20 protein-coding genes are annotated in these 21,627 nt (G+C 38.7%); 12 read left to right on the plus strand and 8 right to left on the minus strand.

The genetic code is table 11. The features are described 5' to 3' along the window. The 6 genes from A9996_RS05280 to A9996_RS05305 all read left to right on the plus strand — a co-directional run. Positions 1 to 774: COR domain-containing protein (locus A9996_RS05280; RefSeq protein ID WP_211272632.1), on the plus strand; the 774-nt coding region annotated here is incomplete at its 5' end. A gap of 19 nt (positions 775 to 793) precedes the next feature. Beyond that, complete coding sequence (locus A9996_RS05285; protein WP_157487183.1) at positions 794 to 1,360, plus strand: hypothetical protein; 567 nt, start codon at positions 794 to 796, stop codon at positions 1,358 to 1,360. A gap of 19 nt (positions 1,361 to 1,379) precedes the next feature. Beyond that, positions 1,380 to 2,003, plus strand: coding sequence for an acyltransferase (locus tag A9996_RS05290; protein WP_066431923.1), 624 nt, complete (start codon positions 1,380 to 1,382; stop codon positions 2,001 to 2,003). Positions 2,004 to 2,176: 173 nt separating this feature from the next. Next, on the plus strand, positions 2,177 to 3,517 hold the full coding sequence (locus A9996_RS05295; RefSeq protein WP_245905313.1) for a dihydrolipoamide acetyltransferase family protein: 1,341 nt from the start codon (positions 2,177 to 2,179) through the stop codon (positions 3,515 to 3,517). A gap of 131 nt (positions 3,518 to 3,648) precedes the next feature. Further along, entirely contained in the window at positions 3,649 to 5,709 is a 2,061-nt protein-coding gene (locus tag A9996_RS05300) for an alpha-ketoacid dehydrogenase subunit alpha/beta (protein ID WP_066431929.1), read from the plus strand. A 62-nt stretch (positions 5,710 to 5,771) separates the two neighbouring features. Beyond that, on the plus strand, positions 5,772 to 6,014 hold the full coding sequence (locus A9996_RS05305) for a hypothetical protein (RefSeq protein WP_066431931.1): 243 nt from the start codon (positions 5,772 to 5,774) through the stop codon (positions 6,012 to 6,014). A gap of 49 nt (positions 6,015 to 6,063) precedes the next feature. Here A9996_RS05305 and A9996_RS05310 read toward each other — a convergent pair whose 3' ends face one another. The 4 genes from A9996_RS05310 to A9996_RS20075 form a co-directional block, all read right to left on the minus strand. Further along, positions 6,064 to 7,734 carry a SulP family inorganic anion transporter gene (locus tag A9996_RS05310; RefSeq protein ID WP_066431934.1) on the minus strand — a complete coding sequence of 557 codons (1,671 nt, stop codon included), beginning with the start codon at positions 7,732 to 7,734 and terminating at the stop codon, positions 6,064 to 6,066. A gap of 132 nt (positions 7,735 to 7,866) precedes the next feature. Beyond that, entirely contained in the window at positions 7,867 to 8,472 is a 606-nt protein-coding gene (locus A9996_RS05315; protein WP_083993855.1) for a DUF4136 domain-containing protein, read from the minus strand. 17 nt (positions 8,473 to 8,489) lie between these two features. Further along, positions 8,490 to 10,499, minus strand: coding sequence for a urocanate hydratase (hutU, locus tag A9996_RS05320; RefSeq protein WP_066431937.1), 2,010 nt, complete (start codon positions 10,497 to 10,499; stop codon positions 8,490 to 8,492). After that, positions 10,499 to 10,660 (minus strand): C1orf53 family protein, encoded by a 162-nt coding sequence (locus A9996_RS20075; RefSeq protein ID WP_169817239.1) that lies wholly within the window; start codon positions 10,658 to 10,660, stop codon positions 10,499 to 10,501. Before A9996_RS20075 ends, hutU begins: the two co-directional genes overlap by 1 nt. A 50-nt stretch (positions 10,661 to 10,710) precedes the next feature. Here A9996_RS20075 and A9996_RS05325 point away from each other — a divergent pair, with 50 nt between their 5' ends. The 4 genes from A9996_RS05325 to hemL are packed head-to-tail and all read left to right on the plus strand — an operon-like array spanning position 10,711 to position 14,088. Further along, a complete protein-coding gene (locus tag A9996_RS05325) occupies positions 10,711 to 11,043 on the plus strand; it encodes a hypothetical protein (protein ID WP_066432196.1) in 333 nt (110 codons plus the stop codon). Next, positions 11,040 to 11,951, plus strand: coding sequence for a 1-aminocyclopropane-1-carboxylate deaminase/D-cysteine desulfhydrase (locus tag A9996_RS05330; protein WP_083993856.1), 912 nt, complete (start codon positions 11,040 to 11,042; stop codon positions 11,949 to 11,951). The genes A9996_RS05325 and A9996_RS05330 overlap by 4 nt, the downstream gene beginning before the upstream one ends. 7 nt (positions 11,952 to 11,958) lie before the next feature. Beyond that, positions 11,959 to 12,798 (plus strand): glucosaminidase domain-containing protein, encoded by an 840-nt coding sequence (locus A9996_RS05335; RefSeq protein ID WP_066431940.1) that lies wholly within the window; start codon positions 11,959 to 11,961, stop codon positions 12,796 to 12,798. A gap of 3 nt (positions 12,799 to 12,801) precedes the next feature. Further along, the gene (hemL, locus tag A9996_RS05340; RefSeq protein WP_066431943.1) at positions 12,802 to 14,088 is read left to right on the plus strand and encodes a glutamate-1-semialdehyde 2,1-aminomutase; all 1,287 of its coding nucleotides are present in this window, start codon (positions 12,802 to 12,804) and stop codon (positions 14,086 to 14,088) included. 202 nt (positions 14,089 to 14,290) lie between these two features. On the opposite strand, the gene A9996_RS05345 is transcribed toward hemL, so the two are convergent. After that, the gene (locus tag A9996_RS05345; protein ID WP_083993857.1) at positions 14,291 to 15,202 is read right to left on the minus strand and encodes a glycerophosphodiester phosphodiesterase family protein; all 912 of its coding nucleotides are present in this window, start codon (positions 15,200 to 15,202) and stop codon (positions 14,291 to 14,293) included. 167 nt (positions 15,203 to 15,369) lie between these two features. After that, complete coding sequence (locus tag A9996_RS05350; protein WP_066431946.1) at positions 15,370 to 15,810, minus strand: DUF4890 domain-containing protein; 441 nt, start codon at positions 15,808 to 15,810, stop codon at positions 15,370 to 15,372. Between the two features lie 270 nt (positions 15,811 to 16,080). On the opposite strand from A9996_RS05350, the gene A9996_RS05355 reads away from it, so the two are divergent. Next, entirely contained in the window at positions 16,081 to 17,370 is a 1,290-nt protein-coding gene (locus A9996_RS05355) for a DUF2157 domain-containing protein (protein WP_066431948.1), read from the plus strand. 4 nt (positions 17,371 to 17,374) lie between these two features. Further along, a complete protein-coding gene (locus A9996_RS05360; protein ID WP_066431950.1) occupies positions 17,375 to 17,932 on the plus strand; it encodes a GDYXXLXY domain-containing protein in 558 nt (185 codons plus the stop codon). Between the two features lie 112 nt (positions 17,933 to 18,044). Here A9996_RS05360 and A9996_RS05365 read toward each other — a convergent pair whose 3' ends face one another. Further along, the gene (locus A9996_RS05365; protein ID WP_066431952.1) at positions 18,045 to 20,510 is read right to left on the minus strand and encodes a zinc-dependent metalloprotease; all 2,466 of its coding nucleotides are present in this window, start codon (positions 20,508 to 20,510) and stop codon (positions 18,045 to 18,047) included. A gap of 212 nt (positions 20,511 to 20,722) precedes the next feature. Continuing rightward, positions 20,723 to 21,625 carry an endonuclease/exonuclease/phosphatase family protein gene (locus tag A9996_RS05370; protein WP_066431960.1) on the minus strand — a complete coding sequence of 301 codons (903 nt, stop codon included), beginning with the start codon at positions 21,623 to 21,625 and terminating at the stop codon, positions 20,723 to 20,725. Positions 21,626 to 21,627 lie beyond the last annotated feature (2 nt).

Consider the following 21,627-nt stretch of genomic DNA (forward strand, 5'->3'; position numbering starts at 1 on the left):
TTTCTTCATTTTAAGAATGATCTTATTTTAAAGCAAGTTATATTTTTAAATCATGAATGGGTTACAAAAGGTGTATATAAAATACTCGATGACCCAATAGTTATAGAAAATCGTGGAATTTTTACAGATAAAGATATTGAGAGGATTTGGAAAGATTCTGAACATAAACCCAAGACTGTTGAACTAATAGCTTTAATGAAAAATACAAAATTTGATTTGTGTTTTAAAGTTGGCTCTAACAAATATTTAGTCCCAAGATTGTTGCCTGTAGATCAAATTGACTATTTATGGGATAAGGATCAAACAACAGCAAAGTTTGAGTACAGATATAAGTTCATGCCTAAAGGAATTTTAACTCGTTTAATTGTAAAGCTCAATGAAGACATTTTTGAAAATAATTATTGGAGATATGGGGTAAAATTAAACCATGAAAATACGTTTGCGCTGGTCCGAGAGTATTATTTTGAGAATAAGATTACTATTAGTTTAATAGGGGATTCAGTAAAGGAATATCTCTATATTTTGAGGAAAAATATAGCGTCTATTCATAAAGACTACAATGAGCTCGAGTTTAAAGAAATGGTTCCTTGCAGTTGCAGTTATTGTGAAAAAAGTAAAAAACCTCATTTTTTTGAATTCAAAGTTTTAAAAAAATACGAGGTTAGTGGCAAATCTAACATTGTGTGTGATGAGTCAGTGGAAGACGTAGATGTTAATTTACTTTTAAGTAATTACGGGAAAGAATTAAGACAAAAGGAAATTAGTCGTATGTGAGAATTTAAATGCGGAAATTTTGAATAGTTTGGGATTTCTAAATTTAGATTTTCTTCCTGAAAAAGACAGCTTCACTGTTTTTGGTAGAGTGCTGTCAGATTCTCAAATTATTGGAATTAGGGATAAGGATTTCATATTGGATTCAGAAAAAAAAGCTATTGAATCTGAAAACCCAAACTACTGTATACTTAATTACTATTGTATAGAAAATTATTTATATCACCCTGATAATATTGAAGAATTACAATTACAAGGTTTCGATAAAGAATCATACATTGAAGACATTAAAAAATATAAAAACGAAAAAATTCTTGTCATTGCTCAAAAGTTAGACAAAGCTAGAAGCACATTCTATGAGTTAAAAATACATGGCGAGAAATATAGAGACGAAAAAAATTCTACAAAAATTCTGGAGAAACTCAGAAGTGACAACTTTTTTGATTTTTACGAGTTTCTGAATATGAAGGACTACCGTAAAAACTACCTAGGTAAATTCAACTTAAATCAAGATTGTCTTTCCTCAACGAAATGGTTTAAAGATTCAATTGAGAATTTGCTAATCCGAAAGGTTAAAGTAAATATTTAAGATTTAAAGATAATAATGAATGGTATACTCATTTAATAAATACATCCCTGTCATTCACCAAACTAGTTTCGTGCATCCTTTGGCAGCAGTTACAGGCAATGTCATCATTGGCAAAAATTGTTACATCGGTCCAGGCGCAGCAATCCGAGGCGATTGGGGACAAATCATTTTGGAAGATGGTGTCAACGTACAAGAAAACTGCACGGTGCATATGTTTCCAGGTAAATCTATAACCTTAAAAGAAAGCGCTCATGTGGGCCATGGCGCAATTATTCATGGCGCCAATTTGGGCAGAAATTGTCTGATTGGAATGAATTCGGTCATCATGGATGATGCTGAAATTGGTGACGAAAGCATCGTTGGAGCCCTGAGTTTTGTCAAAGCCGAAACCATCATTCCAAAACGAAGTTTGGTGGTTGGCAATCCAGCAAAAGTGATAAAAGAAGTGAGTGATGAGATGATCGCTTGGAAAACCAAAGGCACAGAACTGTATCAGCAATTGCCAAGGGATTGTCATGACACGCTAAGAATGGTTGAGCCTTTGAGGGAGGTTCCCGAAAACATGAAAATTCAGGAAGGTGTTTATGATACGCTTCGGGACCACTTCTTACGCAGGCAGGAATCTCATGATAAAAAAGCATGAAACCTTGATATGTTTATATAATGGCAATCAAGCCAACCTGAGCTCCAATAATGCCTCAATTCTTAACGCGATAGTGAGATTCAAAAACAGCAATAATCAGACCTCACAGGTTTCTAAAACCTGTGAGGTCTCAAAGAGATAAAATGTCGATGTTCGAATTAAAAATGCCCAAAATGGGCGAAAGTATTACCGAAGGAACCATCATCAATTGGCTCGTCAATGAAGGCGATTCTTTTGAAGAAGGAGACATCATCCTGGAAGTGGCCACAGATAAAGTGGACAACGAGGTTCCAGCTCCGGTTTCAGGAACTTTAGTAAAGACCTTGTTCAATGCCAAGGATGTTGTACCGGTTGGAACGGTGATTGCTGTATTGGAAATTTCAGAAGAAAAGTCATCAAAAAAGCAATCAGTCACTTCTAGCCGTAGCGAATCGTCAAAAGAGGATCTATCACGTGATAAGAAATCAACTAAAAAGTCATCCCATTTAGCATCCCCTGTTCCAAGCTCAAGTTCAAATTCAAGTTCAAATTCAAATTCAGCATCATTTTCAGTACCGAGTAATTCCTCCCCTTCGGGGAGGTCTGTAGGGGATCTATTCTTCTCCCCACTAATCATTTCCATCGCCAAAGAACAGCACATCAGTTTTGAAGAACTCTCCAGAATTCCAGCAACTGGAAACGAAGGAAGGTTGCGTAAAAGTGATCTGTTCAGTTATTTAGAAGAAGGCCGGCCCTATAAATTTGCGCAAGCCGTAATCCAAGATCCCACAGCTTACCGAATTCCGCAATTGAATTTTGATAAAGGCAAAGGGAAAATTATTGAAATGGACCGTATGCGCCAAATGATTGCAGATCATATGGTCTATTCCAAACATACAGCGCCGCACGTCACTGCTTATGTGGAAGCCGATATGACCAACATGGTCAATTGGCGAAATGCAAACAAAGAAGCGTTTCAAAAAAAACATGGTGAACGGTTAACCTTTACACCATTATTTGTAGAAGCTGTCGCCAAGGCCATAAAAGATTTTCCAAATATCAACGCTTCGGTGGATGGTAGTAACATTATCGTGAAAGAACATATCAACATAGGGATGGCCACGGCATTACCAAGTGGGAATTTGATTGTTCCGGTTGTTAAAAATGCAGACCAAAAAGATTTGAGAACCTTGGCTGAAAACGTGAACGAAATGGCCAATAAAGCAAGAGAAAACAAGTTGGGAGGAGACGATATTAAGGGCAGCACTTTTACGATTTCCAACGTAGGAACTTTTGGAAGTGTCATGGGAACGCCCATCATCAATCAGCCCGAAGTCGCCATTTTAGCGCTCGGCATTATAAAAAAACGTGCTGAGGTTATTGAGACTAAAAAAGGTGATGAAATTGCGGTTAGAAGTATGATGTATTTGTCTTTATCCTTTGACCACCGCGTTGTAGATGGATTTTTAGGAGGAAGTTTTGTGCGTCGTGTCGCTGATTATTTCGAACAATTTGATAGTAATAGAAAAATATAATGTGAACAAGACCTCACAGTCCCGACGCTTCGTGGTTGAAAACCTGTGAGGTCTGAAGCCAATTTGCGTTAGGACTAGTAACGTACCTGCCTGCCTGCAAAAAGTCCGCCCCAACGCCCAAAAAATAAAACATGAGTATTGTAACAAAAGAGATATTAAAAAAAGCGTTTTCAAACCTTTGTACGGCCAAAGCCATGGCGGAATTGTACGAAGCCAATTTTAAACACGTTTCAAAATACGTTCATGCCACGTCTAGAGGCCATGAAGCCATCCAGACGGCTTTGGGGATGCAATTATTACCTCAAGATTATGCCTTTCCCTATTATCGCGATGATGCGATGCTCTTATCATTCGGATTGAAACCGTATGATCTGATGCTGCAACTAATGGCCAAAAAAGATGATCCGTTTTCTGCGGGACGTACTTATTATTGTCATCCAAGTTTAAAGGATGACGACAAGCCAAAAATTCCGCATCAATCTTCAGCAACGGGAATGCAAGCGATTCCTGCAACAGGAGTGGCCATGGGAATGCAGTACAAAGAATTACAAGGTTTGAACGATAAAGCGATAAAAGATTTGCCTCTAGTGGTCTGTAGTTTAGGCGATGCTTCCGTAACCGAAGGTGAAATTGCCGAAGCTTTTCAAATGGCAGCTTTAAAGCAAATGCCAATTATATTTCTGATACAGGATAACGGTTGGGACATTTCAGCAAATGCCGCTGAAACCAGAGCACAAGATGCCTTTGGATATGCTAAAGGTTTTAACGGATTGGAAGCCATTTCAATAGACGGCGCAAACTTTATAGAGAGTTATGAAGCTGTTGAAAAAGTCATAAAAACGATTCGCCAAGAAAGAAGGCCTTTTTTGATTCATGCTAAAGTTCCGTTGTTGAATCACCATACGTCTGGAGTTAGGATGGAATGGTATCGTGACGATTTGGAAGAAGCGCGATCACGAGATCCATATCCAGTTTTGAAACAGCAGGTGTTGGATAGTGGGGTTTCTTCAGAAGAAATCCTAAACATAGAGAACGAATGCAAAACAGCCGTAGAGACAGATTATTATCTGTCTCTAAAGGCCGAGGATCCGAAACCAGAAGATTTATTCACGCATGATTTTGCACCGACGCCCATCACCGAAGAAAAGGGAGAGCGTTCCCCAAAAGGTGCTGAAAAAGTGGTTATGGTAGATTGTGCATTGTTTGCCGTAGAAGAACTGATGACCAAACACAAAGAATGTTTACTCTATGGACAAGACGTTGGCGGTAGGCTGGGAGGCGTTTTTAGAGAGGCGGCAACATTAGCGCAAAAGTTTGGCGATGATCGCGTGTTCAATACACCAATCCAGGAAGCATTTATTGTGGGTTCCACTGTTGGCATGAGTGCCGTCGGATTAAAACCCATCGTTGAGGTTCAGTTTGCCGATTATATTTGGCCAGGACTCAATCAGTTATTTACAGAAGTCAGTAGAAGTTGCTATTTATCAAACGGAAAATGGCCCGTAAGTATGATCCTGCGCGTGCCAATTGGTGCTTATGGTAGCGGCGGACCTTACCATTCCTCATCTGTAGAAAGTATCCTTACAAATATTAGAGGGATAAAAATTGCGTATCCAAGTAATGGTGCCGATTTAAAAGGCTTGATGAAAGCTGCGTATTACGATCCAAATCCTGTGGTTATTTTAGAGCATAAAGGCTTGTATTGGAGTAAAGTTCCAGGAACTAAAGGTGCAACGTCTGTACAACCCGCTGAAGATTATGTGCTACCGTTTGGGAAGGCATGGGTACTTCAGGAAATCTGGAAACAGGAGCATATGGAAACGCTAACCATAGTAACTTACGGTATGGGTGTGCATTGGGCCATGAATGCTTCTGAAGCATTAGGGATGAAAGAGCAGATTGAGGTGATTGATCTACGAACCTTGTTTCCGTTGGATGAGGACACGATTATGAAATCGGTCAGAAAAACTGGAAAATGCTTGGTAGTAACTGAAGAGCCTTCCAATAATAGTTTTGCAAGAGCATTGGCAGGAAAAATTCAGGAAGAGTGCTTCAGGTTTTTGGATGCTCCAGTAATGACCATTGGTAGTGAGAATATGCCAGCCATTCCATTGAATTCAACCTTAGAAGAAACGATGATTCCCAGTACGGAGAAAGTAAAGCGAAAAATAAATGAGTTACTAAATTATTGATTTACGTTAACGCTCCTATTAAATACTGAATACTTTCATTCAAAATATAAAAACCAGATATTATGAAAAAAGTAATTTTTATGTCAGTTATGGCATTGTTTTTATCACTATCGCTTAGTTCTTGTAGGGAACAAACCGAAAAAGAGAAAATCATTGATGAAATGAATGATGAAGGGGCAGACATTGAAGTTAGCAGAGATGGCGATAAAATTAAAATGGAAACCGATGACAAAAAAGTCAAAATAAAAACAGATGATGACGGTAATGTAAAGATCAAAGAAAAAACTAACAATGATGATAATTAAACATCAGTATATCTAATAAAAGCGACTCCTATGAAGAGTCGCTTTTCTTTTATAATTTATATTCTGACAGCGGTTTGGTGAACTTTTCAGGATCTTCCGCTAAGTAATAGCGCGGATCATCAACGGCTTCAATAATCACCTCTTTAAACTTAGGACTTGCTTTGTAGAGCAATACCTTACAGTCTTCACTTAAATGCTTGAGCCTAATTGTTTTTCCTTCAGTTTCGTATTTGTTCACTAAATTGAATATGGCTTCAATTGCAGAATGATCACTTACGCGCGATTCTACAAAGTCTATTTCAACGTTTTGTGGATCAGTTTTGACATCAAACTTGGTGTTGAAATTTTGGATAGAACCAAAAAATAATGGCCCCCATATTTCATAAATTTTTGTACCGTCTTCTTTGACGCGTTTGCGCGCTCTGATCATCGTTGCACTTTTCCATGCGAATACAAGTGCAGATAAAATTACGCCAATAAATACAGCAATGGCAAGGTCATAGATAACCGTAACGGCTGATACAATGACGAGCACTATGGCATCTGGAAAAGGAATTTTTCTAATAATTCTAAAACTGGACCAGGCGAATGTTTCAATAACCATCATAAACATAACGCCTATCAAGGCCGCGATGGGAACTTGCTCAATATATTGAGCTGTAAATAGAATAAAGGTTAATAGCGTTAAGGCCATGACAATTCCAGACAAACGTCCTCTACCACCAGCATTAATGTTAATAACAGTTTGACCAATCATGCCACAACCGCCGGTGCCTCCAAATAAGCCACTTACCATGTTGCCGGCGCCTTGGGCGATACATTCTCTGTTTCCATTGCCCCGAGTTTCTGTTAACTCATCAACCAAATTCATAGTCATCAAAGACTCAATTAGTCCTACAGACGCGGCTAGAAATGCATAAGGTAGAATGAAGTTGAGCGTATCAAAATTGAAAGGTAGATTTTGCCAAAGTTCAGTATTAGGAGTCGGGAATTCGCCCTTTAATCCTTCCCCGCCACCTTCTATAATATACGAGCCCACCGTGCTTACATCCAAACCTCCAAAAATAACAACGCCAGTTGTAACCAGAATTGCGGTTAAGGCTGCAGGAATTTTTGTGGTTACTTTAGGAAGCAACCAAATAATGGCCATGGTAAGCCCCACAAGGCCAAGCATGATATACAACTCTGAACCCGCCATTGGGATGTCGATATATTTTTTTAAGCCATCAGCTCCAATTTCCAGTTCTTTATGAGAAAACATGCGCACTTGCGCCAAAAAAATGACAATTGCCAATCCGTTTACAAAACCCATCATTACCGAATGTGGTATCAAACGGACAAACCGCCCTAATTTTAAAACACCGGCTCCTATTTGAATTAACCCCATTAATACAACTGCTGCCAACAAATAGAAGTAGCCCATATTGTCAACGGTAGTGTCAAATAACATGCCTTTAGCATGCCCTTCTATAATGAGATTTACAAAAATAACAGCGACAGCACCGGCTGCCCCAGAAATTAAGGCAGGTCGGCCTCCAAAAGTTGCGGCGATCAATCCAACGATAAATGCGCCTGACAGTGCTACCAAAGGGTCTATCTGTGCCACAAAAGCAAAGGCGACAACCTCAGGAATCATAGCTAATGATACTGTAATGCCTGCGAGGATATCGTTTTTTGGGTTTTGGGTAAAGTTTTTTCTTGTGGTTTCTCCTAATCTCATAATCTACTGCGCTTAAAAGTTGGCAAAGATATGGTTTTTAAAACGAAGCATAAATTTATAGATACTCTTTAAAATTAAAAAAGCATCAGTTTTTAACACCGATGCTTTATTAAAGTTCTTTTTAATTCTGTTTTATTGGGCCATCCCCGGAGGATATTTCTCCATGACTTTTGATACAAATTCTTGAATGCGCTCTTCTTTTTTCTCTAGATTTTGGGTTGGGAGATAGCCATTACCCATACCTTGCCAAACCAATTCTTTTTTATCGGCATCAATAAAATCGATGAACAAGGTACCTTCTGTTCTAGTAGACACTGTTGGTTGCTGATTCCAGCCCCAGCCCCAACCTGGTCCGAAACCTCCCCAGCCCCAGCCGCCAAACCCCCAAGCATTGTTGTAAACATCAACACGCTGTTGGGATTTGGTAAAAATACTGACAAGCATATCAGGATTTTCAGACTTTGTAAAACCTTTAGCCATTAGTTCAGTTTCAATGGCACGAAGGATACGGCGTTTGTCTAGATCGCTAATTTCAGCTTTATCAATGCCTGGTTTGTAAAACGCAAAGGTTTTGAATTCGTTGAAGTTGGCATTCTTATCATAATCTGCAGCCACTCTAACAGAACTACAGGACGCTATTAACAAGAATAGCATTAAAACGGGTACTACTTTAATAATTTTTTTACTCACGACACTTAATATGTTTTGGTGTTCGTGAAAATTTTTTAAATTGTTCATTGGATTTTATTTAAGGGTTATAACGAGTTCAATAAATTAGTATCAACAACATTTGGAATTGTGACCTTTAGATTAGGTTCCATTTCCATGGCGCGTTTGATGGCGAAAATAGCAGCATCATTTCGTGCCCAACTCCGTCTGGCAATCCCGTTGTTGACATCCCAGAAGAGCATTGATTTTATGCGCCTTTCGGCTTCTTTACTTCCATCAACAACCATACCAAATCCGCCGTTTATCACCTCACCCCAACCAACGCCACCACCGTTGTGAATGCTCACCCAAGTGGCGCCTCTAAAGCTATCGCCAATCACATTTTGGATGGCCATATCTGCAGTAAAACGGGAACCGTCGTAAATATTTGAGGTTTCTCTATAAGGGGAATCCGTTCCAGAAACATCATGATGATCACGACCTATAACCACGCAACCGATCTCTCCGTTAGCAATAGCGTCATTGAAGGCTTTGGCAATTTTTGTGCGGCCTTCAGCATCAGCATACAAAATTCTGGCTTGAGAGCCTACCACCAATTTGTTGTCCTGCGCACTTTTGATCCATTGGATATTATCAGTCATCTGTTGCTGAATTTCCTCTGGAGCCTGTTTTTTGATATCCTCCAAAACCTTACAAGCAATGCGGTCTGTTTTTGCTAAATCTTCTGGTTTTCCTGAGGTGCAAACCCATCTAAAGGGTCCAAAACCATAATCAAAACACATAGGACCCATAATGTCCTGTACATAACTTGGGTATTTAAACTCGCGTCCCAAGGTCGGGTTGTCAGCCATCACATCAGCACCAGCACGGGAAGCTTCCAAAAGGAAAGCGTTGCCATAATCAAAAAAGTAAGTGCCCTTTGCCGTGTGCTTGTTAATAGCTCTAGCATGGCGACGCAAAGTTTCCTGTACTTTTTCTTTGAAAAGTGAAGGGTTGTTTGCCATCATGTCGTTGGCATCTTCAAAAGAGACATCCACTGGATAATACCCGCCAGCCCAAGGATTATGGAGCGAGGTTTGATCGCTTCCTAAATCAATCTGCACATGTTCTTCGTCAAACTTCTCCCAGACCTCCACAATGTTTCCCAAATATGCCAATGACACAACTTCATCATCAGCTTTGGCTTTTTTGACCCGCTCCACAAGATGAATCAAATCTGAAATTTTCTCATCAATCCAACCCTGGTCTAGCCGCACTTGGGTGATTTTTGGGTTGACTTCAGCACAAACTGTGATGCACCCCGCAATGGATCCTGCTTTGGGTTGCGCGCCAGACATTCCGCCTAAGCCTGAGGTGACAAACACATGACCTTTTGGTGATTTTTTGATTTTCCTAAAGGCATTTAAAACCGTAATAGTAGTGCCGTGGACAATGCCTTGCGGACCGATGTACATAAAACTCCCGGCAGTCATTTGTCCGTATTGGGTTACGCCCAACGCATTAAATTTCTCCCAATCGTCAGGTTTGGAATAATTTGGGATCATCATGCCGTTGGTCACCACAACTCTAGGAGCATCCTTGTGACTTGGGAACAAGCCCATTGGATGGCCAGAATACATGGTCAGCGTCTGCTCGTCATTCATTTCAGCCAAATACTTCATGGTCAATCGGTATTGCGCCCAATTTGAAAACACCGCACCATTGCCACCATAAGTAATAAGCTCATGAGGATGTTGGGCCACGGCGTAGTCGAGATTATTCTGGATCATCAGCATAATAGCGGCCGCCTGTTTGGACGTTGCAGGATAGTCATCAAGAGGTCTGGCGTACATTTTATAGTCAGGTCGCAAACGGTACATGTAAATTCTGCCGTAAGTTTCCAATTCATTTTTAAATTCAGGAAGTAATTCCGCATGTTGGCTTTGATCAAAATAACGCAGTGCATTTTGCAAGGCAAGTTTCTTTTCTTCGTTAGATAAAATAGCTTTGCGTTTAGGCGCATGGTTAATGGTGGCATCATAAGGTTTTGCTGGTGGCAGAACGCTTGGAATGCCTTGCAGAATTTGATCTTTAAAAGAAACGGAAGTACTTTGCATTAGTTTGTTTTTAATTTTTTTTTATCGAAACCGTAGGGGCAATGTCTACAACCACTTTCACAACAATAGCCACGTTTAAGATGGTATTGTTCTGTGAAGCAACGATAGCCTTCTGGTGTTAAATAATAATCACCTTCTTCAACAGGTACAATTTTCTTCATAGTATTACAAATATAGTGTAAATTGGAAAGATTTTTGAAAGACCATGGCTATGATTCTAGTTTCAAAATATATGGTTCCTAAGGGATTTATTGGCCTTACTTTGTTCCCCTTTGTGTTTTTAAAACATGCTCAGCTCAAACTGAATAGGGTCTTGATAAACCACGAACGGATCCACCTCAGGCAACAATTGGAACTGTTGATCCTGCCGTTTTTTATATGGTATAGTCTCGAATTTTTAATGCGCTATAGTCACTATAAAAATTGGCATCAGGCCTATCGGAATATTTCATTTGAGCGCGAAGCCTACCAACATGAACAGGACTTAGATTATCTCAAAAAACGCTCCTTTTGGAACTTTTTGAAATATCTTTGCCAACCATGAGTTTTAAAGTCCATCTTTCCGAAAATCAGATCTTAAATCTGGGTAAAAATGTCAGTCAATTGTTGGTTGTCAAGAGAGAAGATCGGATCCATCCGCATATTTCAGGAAACAAATACCGAAAGTTAAAATACAATATAGAGCAAGCCAGCGCTGATGGCAAGCAAACGCTCTTAACTTTTGGAGGTGCTTTTTCAAATCATATTTTGGCTTTGGCAGCAGTTGGAAAGGAATTTGGTTTTGAAACGATTGGTATCATAAGGGGCGAGGAGCTGGCGGACCAAGTGGATAAAAATCCTACCCTTAAATTTGCAAAAAGCTGCGGCATGCGTTTTAAATTCGTGTCACGAGAGGCCTTTAGAAATAAAACTTCCGATGACTTTATTCAGAATTTGAAAAATGAATTTGGAGACTTTTATTTGATTCCTGAAGGAGGCACCAATACATTGGCAATTAAAGGCTGTGAGGAAATTTTGATAAAGGAAGATGCTGACTTTGACTATGTCTGCTGTTCAGTAGGGACGGGAGGTACTATTTCTGGGCTTATCAATGCAGCAAAACCACATCAGAAGATTCTCGGATTTCCAGCGTTAAAAGGTGATTTTTTACAAGAAGAAATTAGTAATTTTGCCACAAATTTAAACTGGGAACTTATCACAGACTATCATTTTGGCGGTTATGCTAAAATAACTACTGAATTAATCAGTTTTATAAACCAGTTTAAGATCGATTATGGTGTTCCACTAGATCCAGTATATACTGGAAAGTTGATGTATGGCGTTTTGGATTTGCTAAAAAAGGGATATTTTCCCGAGCATTCAAAAATTCTGATCATTCATACCGGCGGATTACAAGGAATTTTAGGGATGAACGACCTATTGAAAAAAAAACAATGGCCTTTAATAAGTTAATATACATATGAAGTTTGTTTTGAGAATAGTAATGGTTTTAGTGCTGGCGCTGATGCTTGCAAGTTGCGGTTCAAAGAAACGTATTGTGACTAAAAAGAAAAATGCCAAAGCAAAAACTGAACGTGTAGTTGTTGTTAAAGAAGATTCAAAACCTTCCGTTGCGTATGATGCTAAAGATCGCGATAATGCACCTACGCCAAAAACCACAGGTAATGCCAATAGCAGTGAAATTTATATTGCTACTTACAGTGCTATCGCACAGAAAAAAATGCGAGAGCATAAAATTCCGGCGAGTATTACCTTAGCCCAAGGCATTTTAGAATCGGCTTCTGGCAAAGGGAGGTTGGCTATAGAGGGCAACAATCACTTCGGTATAAAATGCCATAACTGGACGGGCGATAAGATTTATCATGATGACGATGCCACACAGGAATGTTTTAGAAAATACAGGTATGCAGAGCAGTCTTTTGATGACCATTCTGAATTTTTGACCTCAAGAAGTCGTTACGCCAAATTATTTGAATTGGATATGGATGATTATAAAGGCTGGGCAAAAGGCTTAAGAGCTGCCGGCTATGCCACAGATAGGAAATATCCTGACAAATTAATCAGCTTGATTGAACGTTTTCAGCTTAATAGATTTGATAGTGAGGTTCTTGGTAATTCGGTCTCAAAACCTAAATCAAGTGACTTTGCCAGTAATTTGACTCACAAAGTGGAGAAAGGAGACACCATGTATTCCCTTTCCAAACGCTATAATCTTTCTATCAAAGAATTACAACAACTCAATGGGATGTCCGACACTAACTTACAGCTTGGACAAATTCTCATTATAAAATACAATTAGTTCATGTTATATCAACGCAGTAGTAGTTTGTTTAAGGAAGCAGAAGTCGTGATTCCGGGCGGCGTAAATTCGCCAGTAAGAGCATTTGGTGCAGTAGGTGGGACGCCTGTTTTCGCGAAATCGGCCAAGGGTGCGTATGTGTACGATGAAGATGGCAATACATATATTGATTACATCAATTCTTGGGGCCCAATGATTCTCGGCCACGCATTCGATCCTGTTGTAAATGCCGTTATTGAAAAAGCAAAACAAGGCACTTCTTTTGGGATGCCAACAGCCATAGAAACCGAGATTGCACAATTGGCGACGTCCATGGTGACCAATATTGAAAAAATAAGATTTGTCAACTCAGGTACGGAGGCTTGCATGAGTGCTGTACGATTGGCGCGCGGCTTTGCCAAAAAAGATAAAATTATCAAATTTGCGGGGTGTTATCACGGGCATAGTGATTCGTTTTTAATTGCTGCAGGCTCAGGGGCCATCACTTTTGGAACACCAAATAGCCCTGGAGTGACGCAAGGCACGGCAAAAGATACGCTGTTGGCAAAGTACAATGATATTGATAATGTTACTGAAGTTGTGGAAGCCAATAAAGGCGAAATTGCCTGTATTATCATTGAGCCTGTTGCAGGAAATATGGGGTGTATTCCTCCTAAAGATAACTTTTTACAAAAATTAAGAACCCTGTGTGACCAACATGATATTCTGTTGATTTTTGATGAGGTCATGACCGGGTTTAGATTGGCTGCAGGTGGTGCGCAAGAATTGTATAACGTATATGCGGACATCGTTTGCTTTGGAAAAGTGATTGGTGGCGGATTGCCGGTGGGAGCCTTTGCTGCTCGAAATGAAATTATGGATTATTTAGCGCCAATCGGTCCTGTGTATCAAGCGGGAACCTTGAGTGGAAATCCATTGGCTATGGCGGCCGGTTTGGCAATGTTGAAAGCACTTGATGCTGACAAAACAGTTTTCAAACGTTTGGCTGAAAAAACTGAATATTTACATCAAGGCTTTTCTAAAGTCCTTCAAAAAAACAATGTAAAGCATTCCATAAATAGAGTGGGTTCCATGATTTCCATTCATTTTGAAGAACACGAGGTGTTCGATTTTGAAACCTCAGCAGGAGCCAATAACGAAACGTTCAAAAAGTTCTTTCATGGCATGCTTAAAGAAGGCATTTATATTGCGCCAAGTGCCTTTGAAACTTGGTTTATCAGTGATGCGTTAAGCTATGATGATTTGGATGCGACTATAAAAGCGGTAGACAAAGTGAGTAAAAATTTTTAACTTTAAAACATAATGTTTTGATTAGTTTATACTAGGATAATATACCAAAGTATTGGATTTGAAGTTTATAATCCTAATTTTTTTTTTAAATTGGGATGAGAGTTCGATTCTCTTTGCTCGAATTAAAAAAAGTCTTTCGATTTCTCGAAAGACTTTTTTAATTGAAGAGCTGTCGTATGCGTAAACATTAACTAAGAAGAAGCTATTTTAATACCTTAATAACACGTTCTGGATAATCAGTTATAATCCCATCAACACCTAATTTTAACATCTGGTTGATGTCTTCATCAGTGTTGACAGTCCACGGAATTACTCTCATTTGTAACAATTTAATGGAGTCTACAGTTTTTTGTGTTTTGAGTAATTTAAAATTTGGGCTGTAAATTTGGGGTTTAAAATTTAAAAGGGCCATGTTTGTTTGAATTCCTGATTTTGAAACGAGATAAGCAACTTCAATATGAGGATATTTTTTGTGAACTCTATTTAATATGACGGGATCAAAAGATTGAATGTAGATTTGAGATTCCATTTGGTTATCATCTACGACCTGCATAACCAGTGAAACAAAATCGTCGGGTTGTGGTTGATAAATGCCATAGACTTCTTCATTAGATTTTATCTCTATGTTGTATTTTACTCGAGGAAGATGTTTGGTTTCTATTTCGGTTTCAATGGTCTTAAAAACGTCACTCAATAGCGGTTTGTATGTTTTTAGTTTTTGCTGCATAGCAAAGTTTGCATTTCCTCTAGATCCACTATCAAAAGCCTTAATACTGTCATAGGTCATCTGATACAAATTATAATGTTCTTCTTCTGTTTTTAGAATGGGATCACCAGAGGTTTTAGACATAAATAAAGACGACATATAAGGTTCGTGAGACACAACTACTTTGCGGTCTTTTGAGATGACAACATCAAGTTCGATCACGTCAACGCCTTTATGAAGTGCGCTTAAAAATCCTTCGATTGTATTTTCAGGTAAATTTCCTCGATCCCCACGATGGCCTTGGACTTCAATTTTATGGATTTTTGATGTTGACTTTTCAGTTTTATTTGATTTACAGCTAATGGTAAAAATAAAAAGTAGGGCAGTTAATACTTTGAGTGTTTTCATAAGATTAATTTAAAAACGCTTGCGCAACCCATTTAAGACAGAACATGCGTTTGTATCTGTAATTTCGTTTTATTGCTTAGGATGTTCCAATCTATAAGAACTGGCAGCTATATGTTCGATTCCAAACATGTCGGTTGCTTTAATTTCGATGTGATGTGCGCATACGTCTAGTTGCGAGCTTTCAATTGCTTTCTATTTTTGTGTTGTTTCAATCTCATTTTTCCCCATTTGTCATACTGCTCTGTAGATAAAATAGTTTTCATTTTTTTCTTAAGGTCAATCAGATGGTCCAAACGGTCGTTTTTTATTTTAAGGCGGTCTTCTTTCGTTAGACTATTGTTTTCTGCCTTGGCCTTAACCTCTGAAAAAGCCTCTTTTTTACTTTGTCTCAATGTTGCTTCTTCCAAAAATAATGTTGAAATCTCTTTTTGCTGTTTTTCGTTAAGATCAAGTACTAAGGTCAATCTTTTGGTTTGAAGTTGTACAGATTCTTCAGGGCTATAGTTTGCATTATCAGTCCGGTGCTGTTTTTTCATTTCTCTCTTTTGCTCTTGTGCAGAAACTTGTAACGTTGCAAATGCGATTACTATCAGTATTAGTTTTTTCATCTTTTATTGTTTTTAAGGTTATAGTGCTTTGACTGCTAAATGGATAAAAAGTTTAAAACAGATTGAATAACTACAGATTTATAAAATAGATAAGAACTTCCAATAGAGTAATCAACTTTCATCCATTTTAAAATAAAGTTGGGGATTTGCTACGATGGTTAAACCTTTTATTTTAGTGGCGTAATTTCATGATTATTCTCAAATCCCAGAATTTACAAGCGCATGAGATTTTAAAATAAAAGGCTACATTTAACCTGAAAATTAAAGCAGATGAAGTCAAAAATTATAGATGAATTGCCAGAATTGGTCAAGAACCAAGTGATCTCAGAAGAGATAGCTTTAAGGATTCGGAATTTTTATCAGTCGCAACAATCAGACGCACCGGGAAAATTGTTTACCGTGTTTGGTGTTTTGGGAGCGTTGTTGGTGGGGTTGGGAATCATACTGATATTGGCTCATAACTGGGATGATTTTTCACGATCCTTAAAAACCTTTCTAGCATTCCTGCCTTTAATTATTGGCCAGTTTTTAGTCGGATATGCTATTCTCAAAAAGAAAAGTTCCACTTGGAAAGAAGCCTCCGGGACATTTCTCTTTTTTGCAGTTGGTGGCAGTATTGCCTTGGTGAGTCAAATTTATAACATTCCTGGAGATTTAAGCGCCTATGTTTTAATCTGGATCGTACTCTGTTTGCCATTGATATATCTGCTAAAATCGCATTCTGTCGCCATTCTGCACACTGTATTCTCAACCTTTTATGCTTGTAGTTTAGGGTATGGTTTTAATGCAGCGCCCCAAGTACCTTGGCTCTACTTGTTGCTCATGGTATTAATGCTACCTCATTATGTGCATTTACTTAAGCAGCACCCGCAAGCAAACATGACCTCCATTTTTAATTGGTTGGTGCCATTGAGCGTTATCATCACATTAGGGGCCTTTTTAGAGCGAAATGGCGATTTGGGCTACCTTATGTACGTTATCTTATTTGGGCTGTTTTATAGTGTTGGTAAAATTCCAGCTTTTCATACACAAAAATTAAGACGAAATGGGTACTTGATTTTTGGCTCCTTCGGAACGATTATTCTATTGTTGATCACAAGTTTTAATGGGATTTGGGATTTTAAGATGGATGCAGCGGTATTCACATCACGTGAGTTTTACATCACGTCATTTTTGTTTTGTTTGAGCTCGGGATTGCTCGTCTATTTATATAGAAAGCAATGGTTAAAGCGTACCAATCTTTTTCATTTTGTGTTCATCATATTTACGGTTGTATTTTTCAGTGGTTTGGCAAATGGTGTGATGGCAACAATAGCCGTCAACGTTCTCGTATTGGCGCTCGGACTGATCACTATAAAAATAGGAACGGACCAATTCCATTTCGGAATCCTGAATTATGGGTTGCTCATCATTACGGCGCTGATTGTGTGTCGTTTTTTTGATACTGATATGAGTTATATCATTAGAGGCTTTTTGTTTGTAAGTGTTGGGATTGGTTTCTTTTTTACCAATTATGTCATGCTAAAAAAGAAAAAATCAATTTTAAAATCAAACAATTAATAGGATGAAAGCAATCTATATATTTCTACTATTTGTAGTGGTTGTTTTGGCTCAGATTTTTGTGCCTGCAAGGATGATTTACGATCAAGAAAACGTCATCGCCACAGGAACAGCCTACAAATTCAAAACGCAACCTGTTGATCCTTCTGATCCTTTTAAAGGGAAGTATATTCGTCTTAACTATGACGTAAATTCAGCACCTTCAAATGATACAACTTGGATTCCTTCTGCGCCTATTTACATCACCCTGACGACTGATGAAGCCGGTTTTGCAATGGTGAAAGCAATATCCAAAGAGGTTCCAGGAGACCTCGATTATCTGGAACTAAAAGCCAACTGGTACAATGCCTATGAAAAGCGTGTGGAGTTCTCCCTGCCTTTTGATGAGTTTTACATGAATGAAACCAAGGCGTATGATGCTGAAGTAGCACACGCAAACGCCCAACGGGATTCTGTACCAAATAATACGTATGCCTTAGTTTATGTTCTAAACGGCAGAGCGGTTCTGGACAATGTTTTTATCAATGAAGTGCCAATTGGAGATTATGTTGAAAAGCGCTAATTCACAAACTTTCTATGCTTGAAGTAGATTAAAGGAAGGCTCAACTATTTCTAATAAAAAAATAGCTCCAAGAAGTTCTTGAAGCATTTTTAGTGTATGTATAATAGTGTATTTAACTCTTCGGATTCAGTATAGCATCTATACGTTCCAGAGCATCTCTTAAGTGGATTTTGCTCATTGTGTCGTCTGTTCTTGCCAATCCAGATTTGATCGTACTTTCTAAAGTTTTCAGTTCGGCTCTAGCTATCGCTCTGATGTCAGACTGGTTCACATCGACATTAGTTCTTGAAACAAAACGTCTGAATTGTGATGGAATAGGCGTTTGTTCTTTCGTCATCAAATAGTTCATACGGTCAATATAACCACGCTGAAGGTTTCTTCTGTAGGCATCTATTGATTTCCCGCTGCTCAATTCGCTAAACACACCTTTGCGTAGATCTTGCATCATAGCCAATAAGCCATAAGCCTCTTTTCCATGGGTGGTTTCATTCTCAATCATACGCTGCATTCTTCCAAAGTCAAGGATGTTATCAAGCGTGTTGGTCTGCATCCCACGGATACGCTCCAAGGTACCCACAAATTCAATTTTGTTAAAGATAGAATCATCTATTAACCACTCTGGAGTAGTAAACAATTCGTCTTGAAGAAATTGTAAGGCTTCTGCTTGTTTGGCTTTGTCAACCGGCGTATACACTGCACCTTCCTGATCATAGGTTTTATAAACTTCGTAAACCCCACCAATATTTCCAGTCACATGGCCCATATAACGGTTGTACTGGCCCAGTACTTGCTCATACATCGTTTCTAAATCATCATAGTTCTTGCCATCTTCAGCAGTCCATTTGATAAGATTAGGAACAATTCTCTTCAAGTTGGCAATTCCGTAAGCACTCGCTTTCATGGCATCATCACCTAAATCTTCAGTTTGAGAACTTGGGTCAATCACTCCGCTTTGCTGTCTTCCAAAACGGTACATTGGATCTCCAGCGTGTTTCAAGATCCAGCTGTCTAAGGTTTTCTTTTCATCTTCCGGTGTTTTGGCATCCAATATCGGACGGTATCCCCATTCAATTGAATACTTGTCATAAATACCAATATTAGGCATTAAAGCAACACCTTCATCGCCTGGTTGTGCAACATAATTGAAACGCGCATAGTCCATAATGGATGGTGCCGTACCATATTTTTTGGTAAATTCTGGGTTGCGTAAATCGTCTACTTTGTAAGCAACACTACTTCCCATATTATGTGGCAAACCTAAGGTGTGGCCAACTTCGTGAGAGGATACAAAACGAATCAATCTTCCCATGATTTCATCTTTGAATTTCACGCCTTGTGCGTCAGGATTGATAGCAGCGGTTTGTACAAAGAACCAGTTGCGCAATAAGGTCATGACGTTGTGATACCAGTTGATGTCACTTTCTAAAATCTCACCACTTCTTGGGTCACTTACGTGAGGGCCATTGGCATTTGGAATAGGAGATGCCAAGTAACGCACTACAGAATAACGCACGTCTTCAGGGCTCCATTCTGGGTCTTCTTCAATTGTTGGAGGATCTTTCGCGATAATAGCATTCTTAAATCCTGCAGCTTCAAAAGCCACTTGCCAATCTTCAATACCTTGTTTGATATATTTGCGCCATTGTTCAGGTGTAGCTCTATCTATATAGTACACAATTTGTTTTTTAGGCTCTACCAATTCGCCACGCTTAAATTTTTCAAGATCTTCATCTTTAACTTCCAAGCGCCATCTGTCCAAATAGGTTACTTTTTTGCTCTCATGGGCGTCCAAACCGTAATCGGTCTGTCCGCTTGTAAACCAGCCTACGCGTTGGTCAAATATTCTGCGATTCATAGGCTCCTTTGGTAGGAGTACCATAGAGTTGTTGAGTTCTATTGAAATAGCACCATTTGCTGAATTTGAAGGGGGCTCACTTGCGCTGTATGTTTTGACATGACGTGATTCAATATTTAATGGGTAACTTTTTAGACTTTCGATGTAGGACAAATTGTCGTCTAAACGGGTTACTTTATATTGCTTTCTTGTACTTTCTGGCAAACCTAATGGTTTCACATCTTTGCTAAACAAATCAGTGACATCAATAACGGTTGTTAATGAATCTTTACCAATTGCTTTAATAGGAAAACTATAGAGGACCGGTTCAAAATTGGAATTTACAACGGCTTCATAAACAGGAAGGGAGTCATTGGCAACCACACTGTGGGAAACCATGCGCAGCAATACTTTTTTATCCTTTTTTTGCCAACGCAACACTTGCTCATCTTGCTTTCCGCCTCCAAAACCTAAGCCACTGGCTGTTTTGGCAATCCGGGTGACCATGAGCATTTCACGTTCAAAAAGAGAATCTGGGATTTCATAAAAATAATCTTCATCTACTTTATGCACCGTAAATAACCCTGGGTCACTTTTGGCATCTTTTGTAATGACTTTACCGTAAGGCTGGATGTCATTTTTACCAGGTTTTTTTGCTGAATCAGCACTCGCGGTAGTTGATGATTTGGAGGCTTTTTTTGTAGTTGAACACGATGCAACTAGAAAAAAAGAAGCCATAACCATCACGCTTAAGGAAACTTTCTTCAAAATGTTAGGAGTTTAAAAATTTTAGAAAGTGAAAATAAGCAATACATCACATTCTTACAGTATTGTAAAATATTTTAGTATTTTTTTAACTATTTGAAATTTCTCAAAAGCAAACATCAATAGCTCGCTAATGACTTAGTCAGAGACTGGTAAAAAGGAATGGAAAGCTCCTAGGAATTTTAAAATTACTACTGAAAATATCCCACAAGCATCGCGTGGTCAGATACAGGGTGATGAAACTTTTCCAATAGGATGGGTGTCATAGATTTGGTCACGAAAATTTGATCGAGCTCCAGTAACGGGATTCTAAATGGCCAAGTCGCACTAAAGCCTTGTCCGTAATCATGAAAACTTTTGTATTCAGTTTCAAAATTTCTAAAATGGACACTTTCATAGGGTGTGTTAAAATCACCAATAATGACATCTGTATTACTTTGAATAGCCAGTTGCAACACCGTGTTTAATGTTTTTCTTTTATCCATCGTTGGATTTTGAAAAGTGTCTGTTATGGCAAAGGAAACATGACCTGTGCTCAGCTGCGCTTCTACAAAATTTATGTCATGACTGTTTTCCTTACATTTGAATGTAATTTTCTCTATACTACCTTTCACGCCAACCAACATGTGCCCTTTTAGAATTTGAAATTCGTAATTTGGAAATGCTTTCGAAAGCTTCTGAATATCTTCTGCGGAAGCGTTTTCGGCTTCCACAAGACCGATGAAGTCCGGTTTGATGCTGGTGATGCTTTTTGATAGGACATCAACAGGAAGTTTTTTTCGATTGGCAGCATTCCAAAATAAAACCGACGTAGAATTTTTAGAAATTTCAACAGGTTTCGTAAAAAAATAATAGGTGCTGAACCAAAAAAAAGTCATTCCCAAAACAAGACCTAAAAGGGATAGGATATAAATTTTATGAGTATAAAACAAGATGGCGACGCATATGCCCATGGTGATCAAAATGGGCAAGGGGAAAGCATAAAATATAACACCTAGGACCTGAAAATGGTCTTTTATAACAAAATGAATCAATAACAACAAGACATACAACACCAAGATCAGTGCTCTGATGCTTCTTGCAAATTTTTTCATGT

The organism is Gelidibacter algens (assembly GCF_001678675.1).
GTDB classification, from domain to species: Bacteria; Bacteroidota; Bacteroidia; order Flavobacteriales; family Flavobacteriaceae; genus Gelidibacter; species Gelidibacter algens.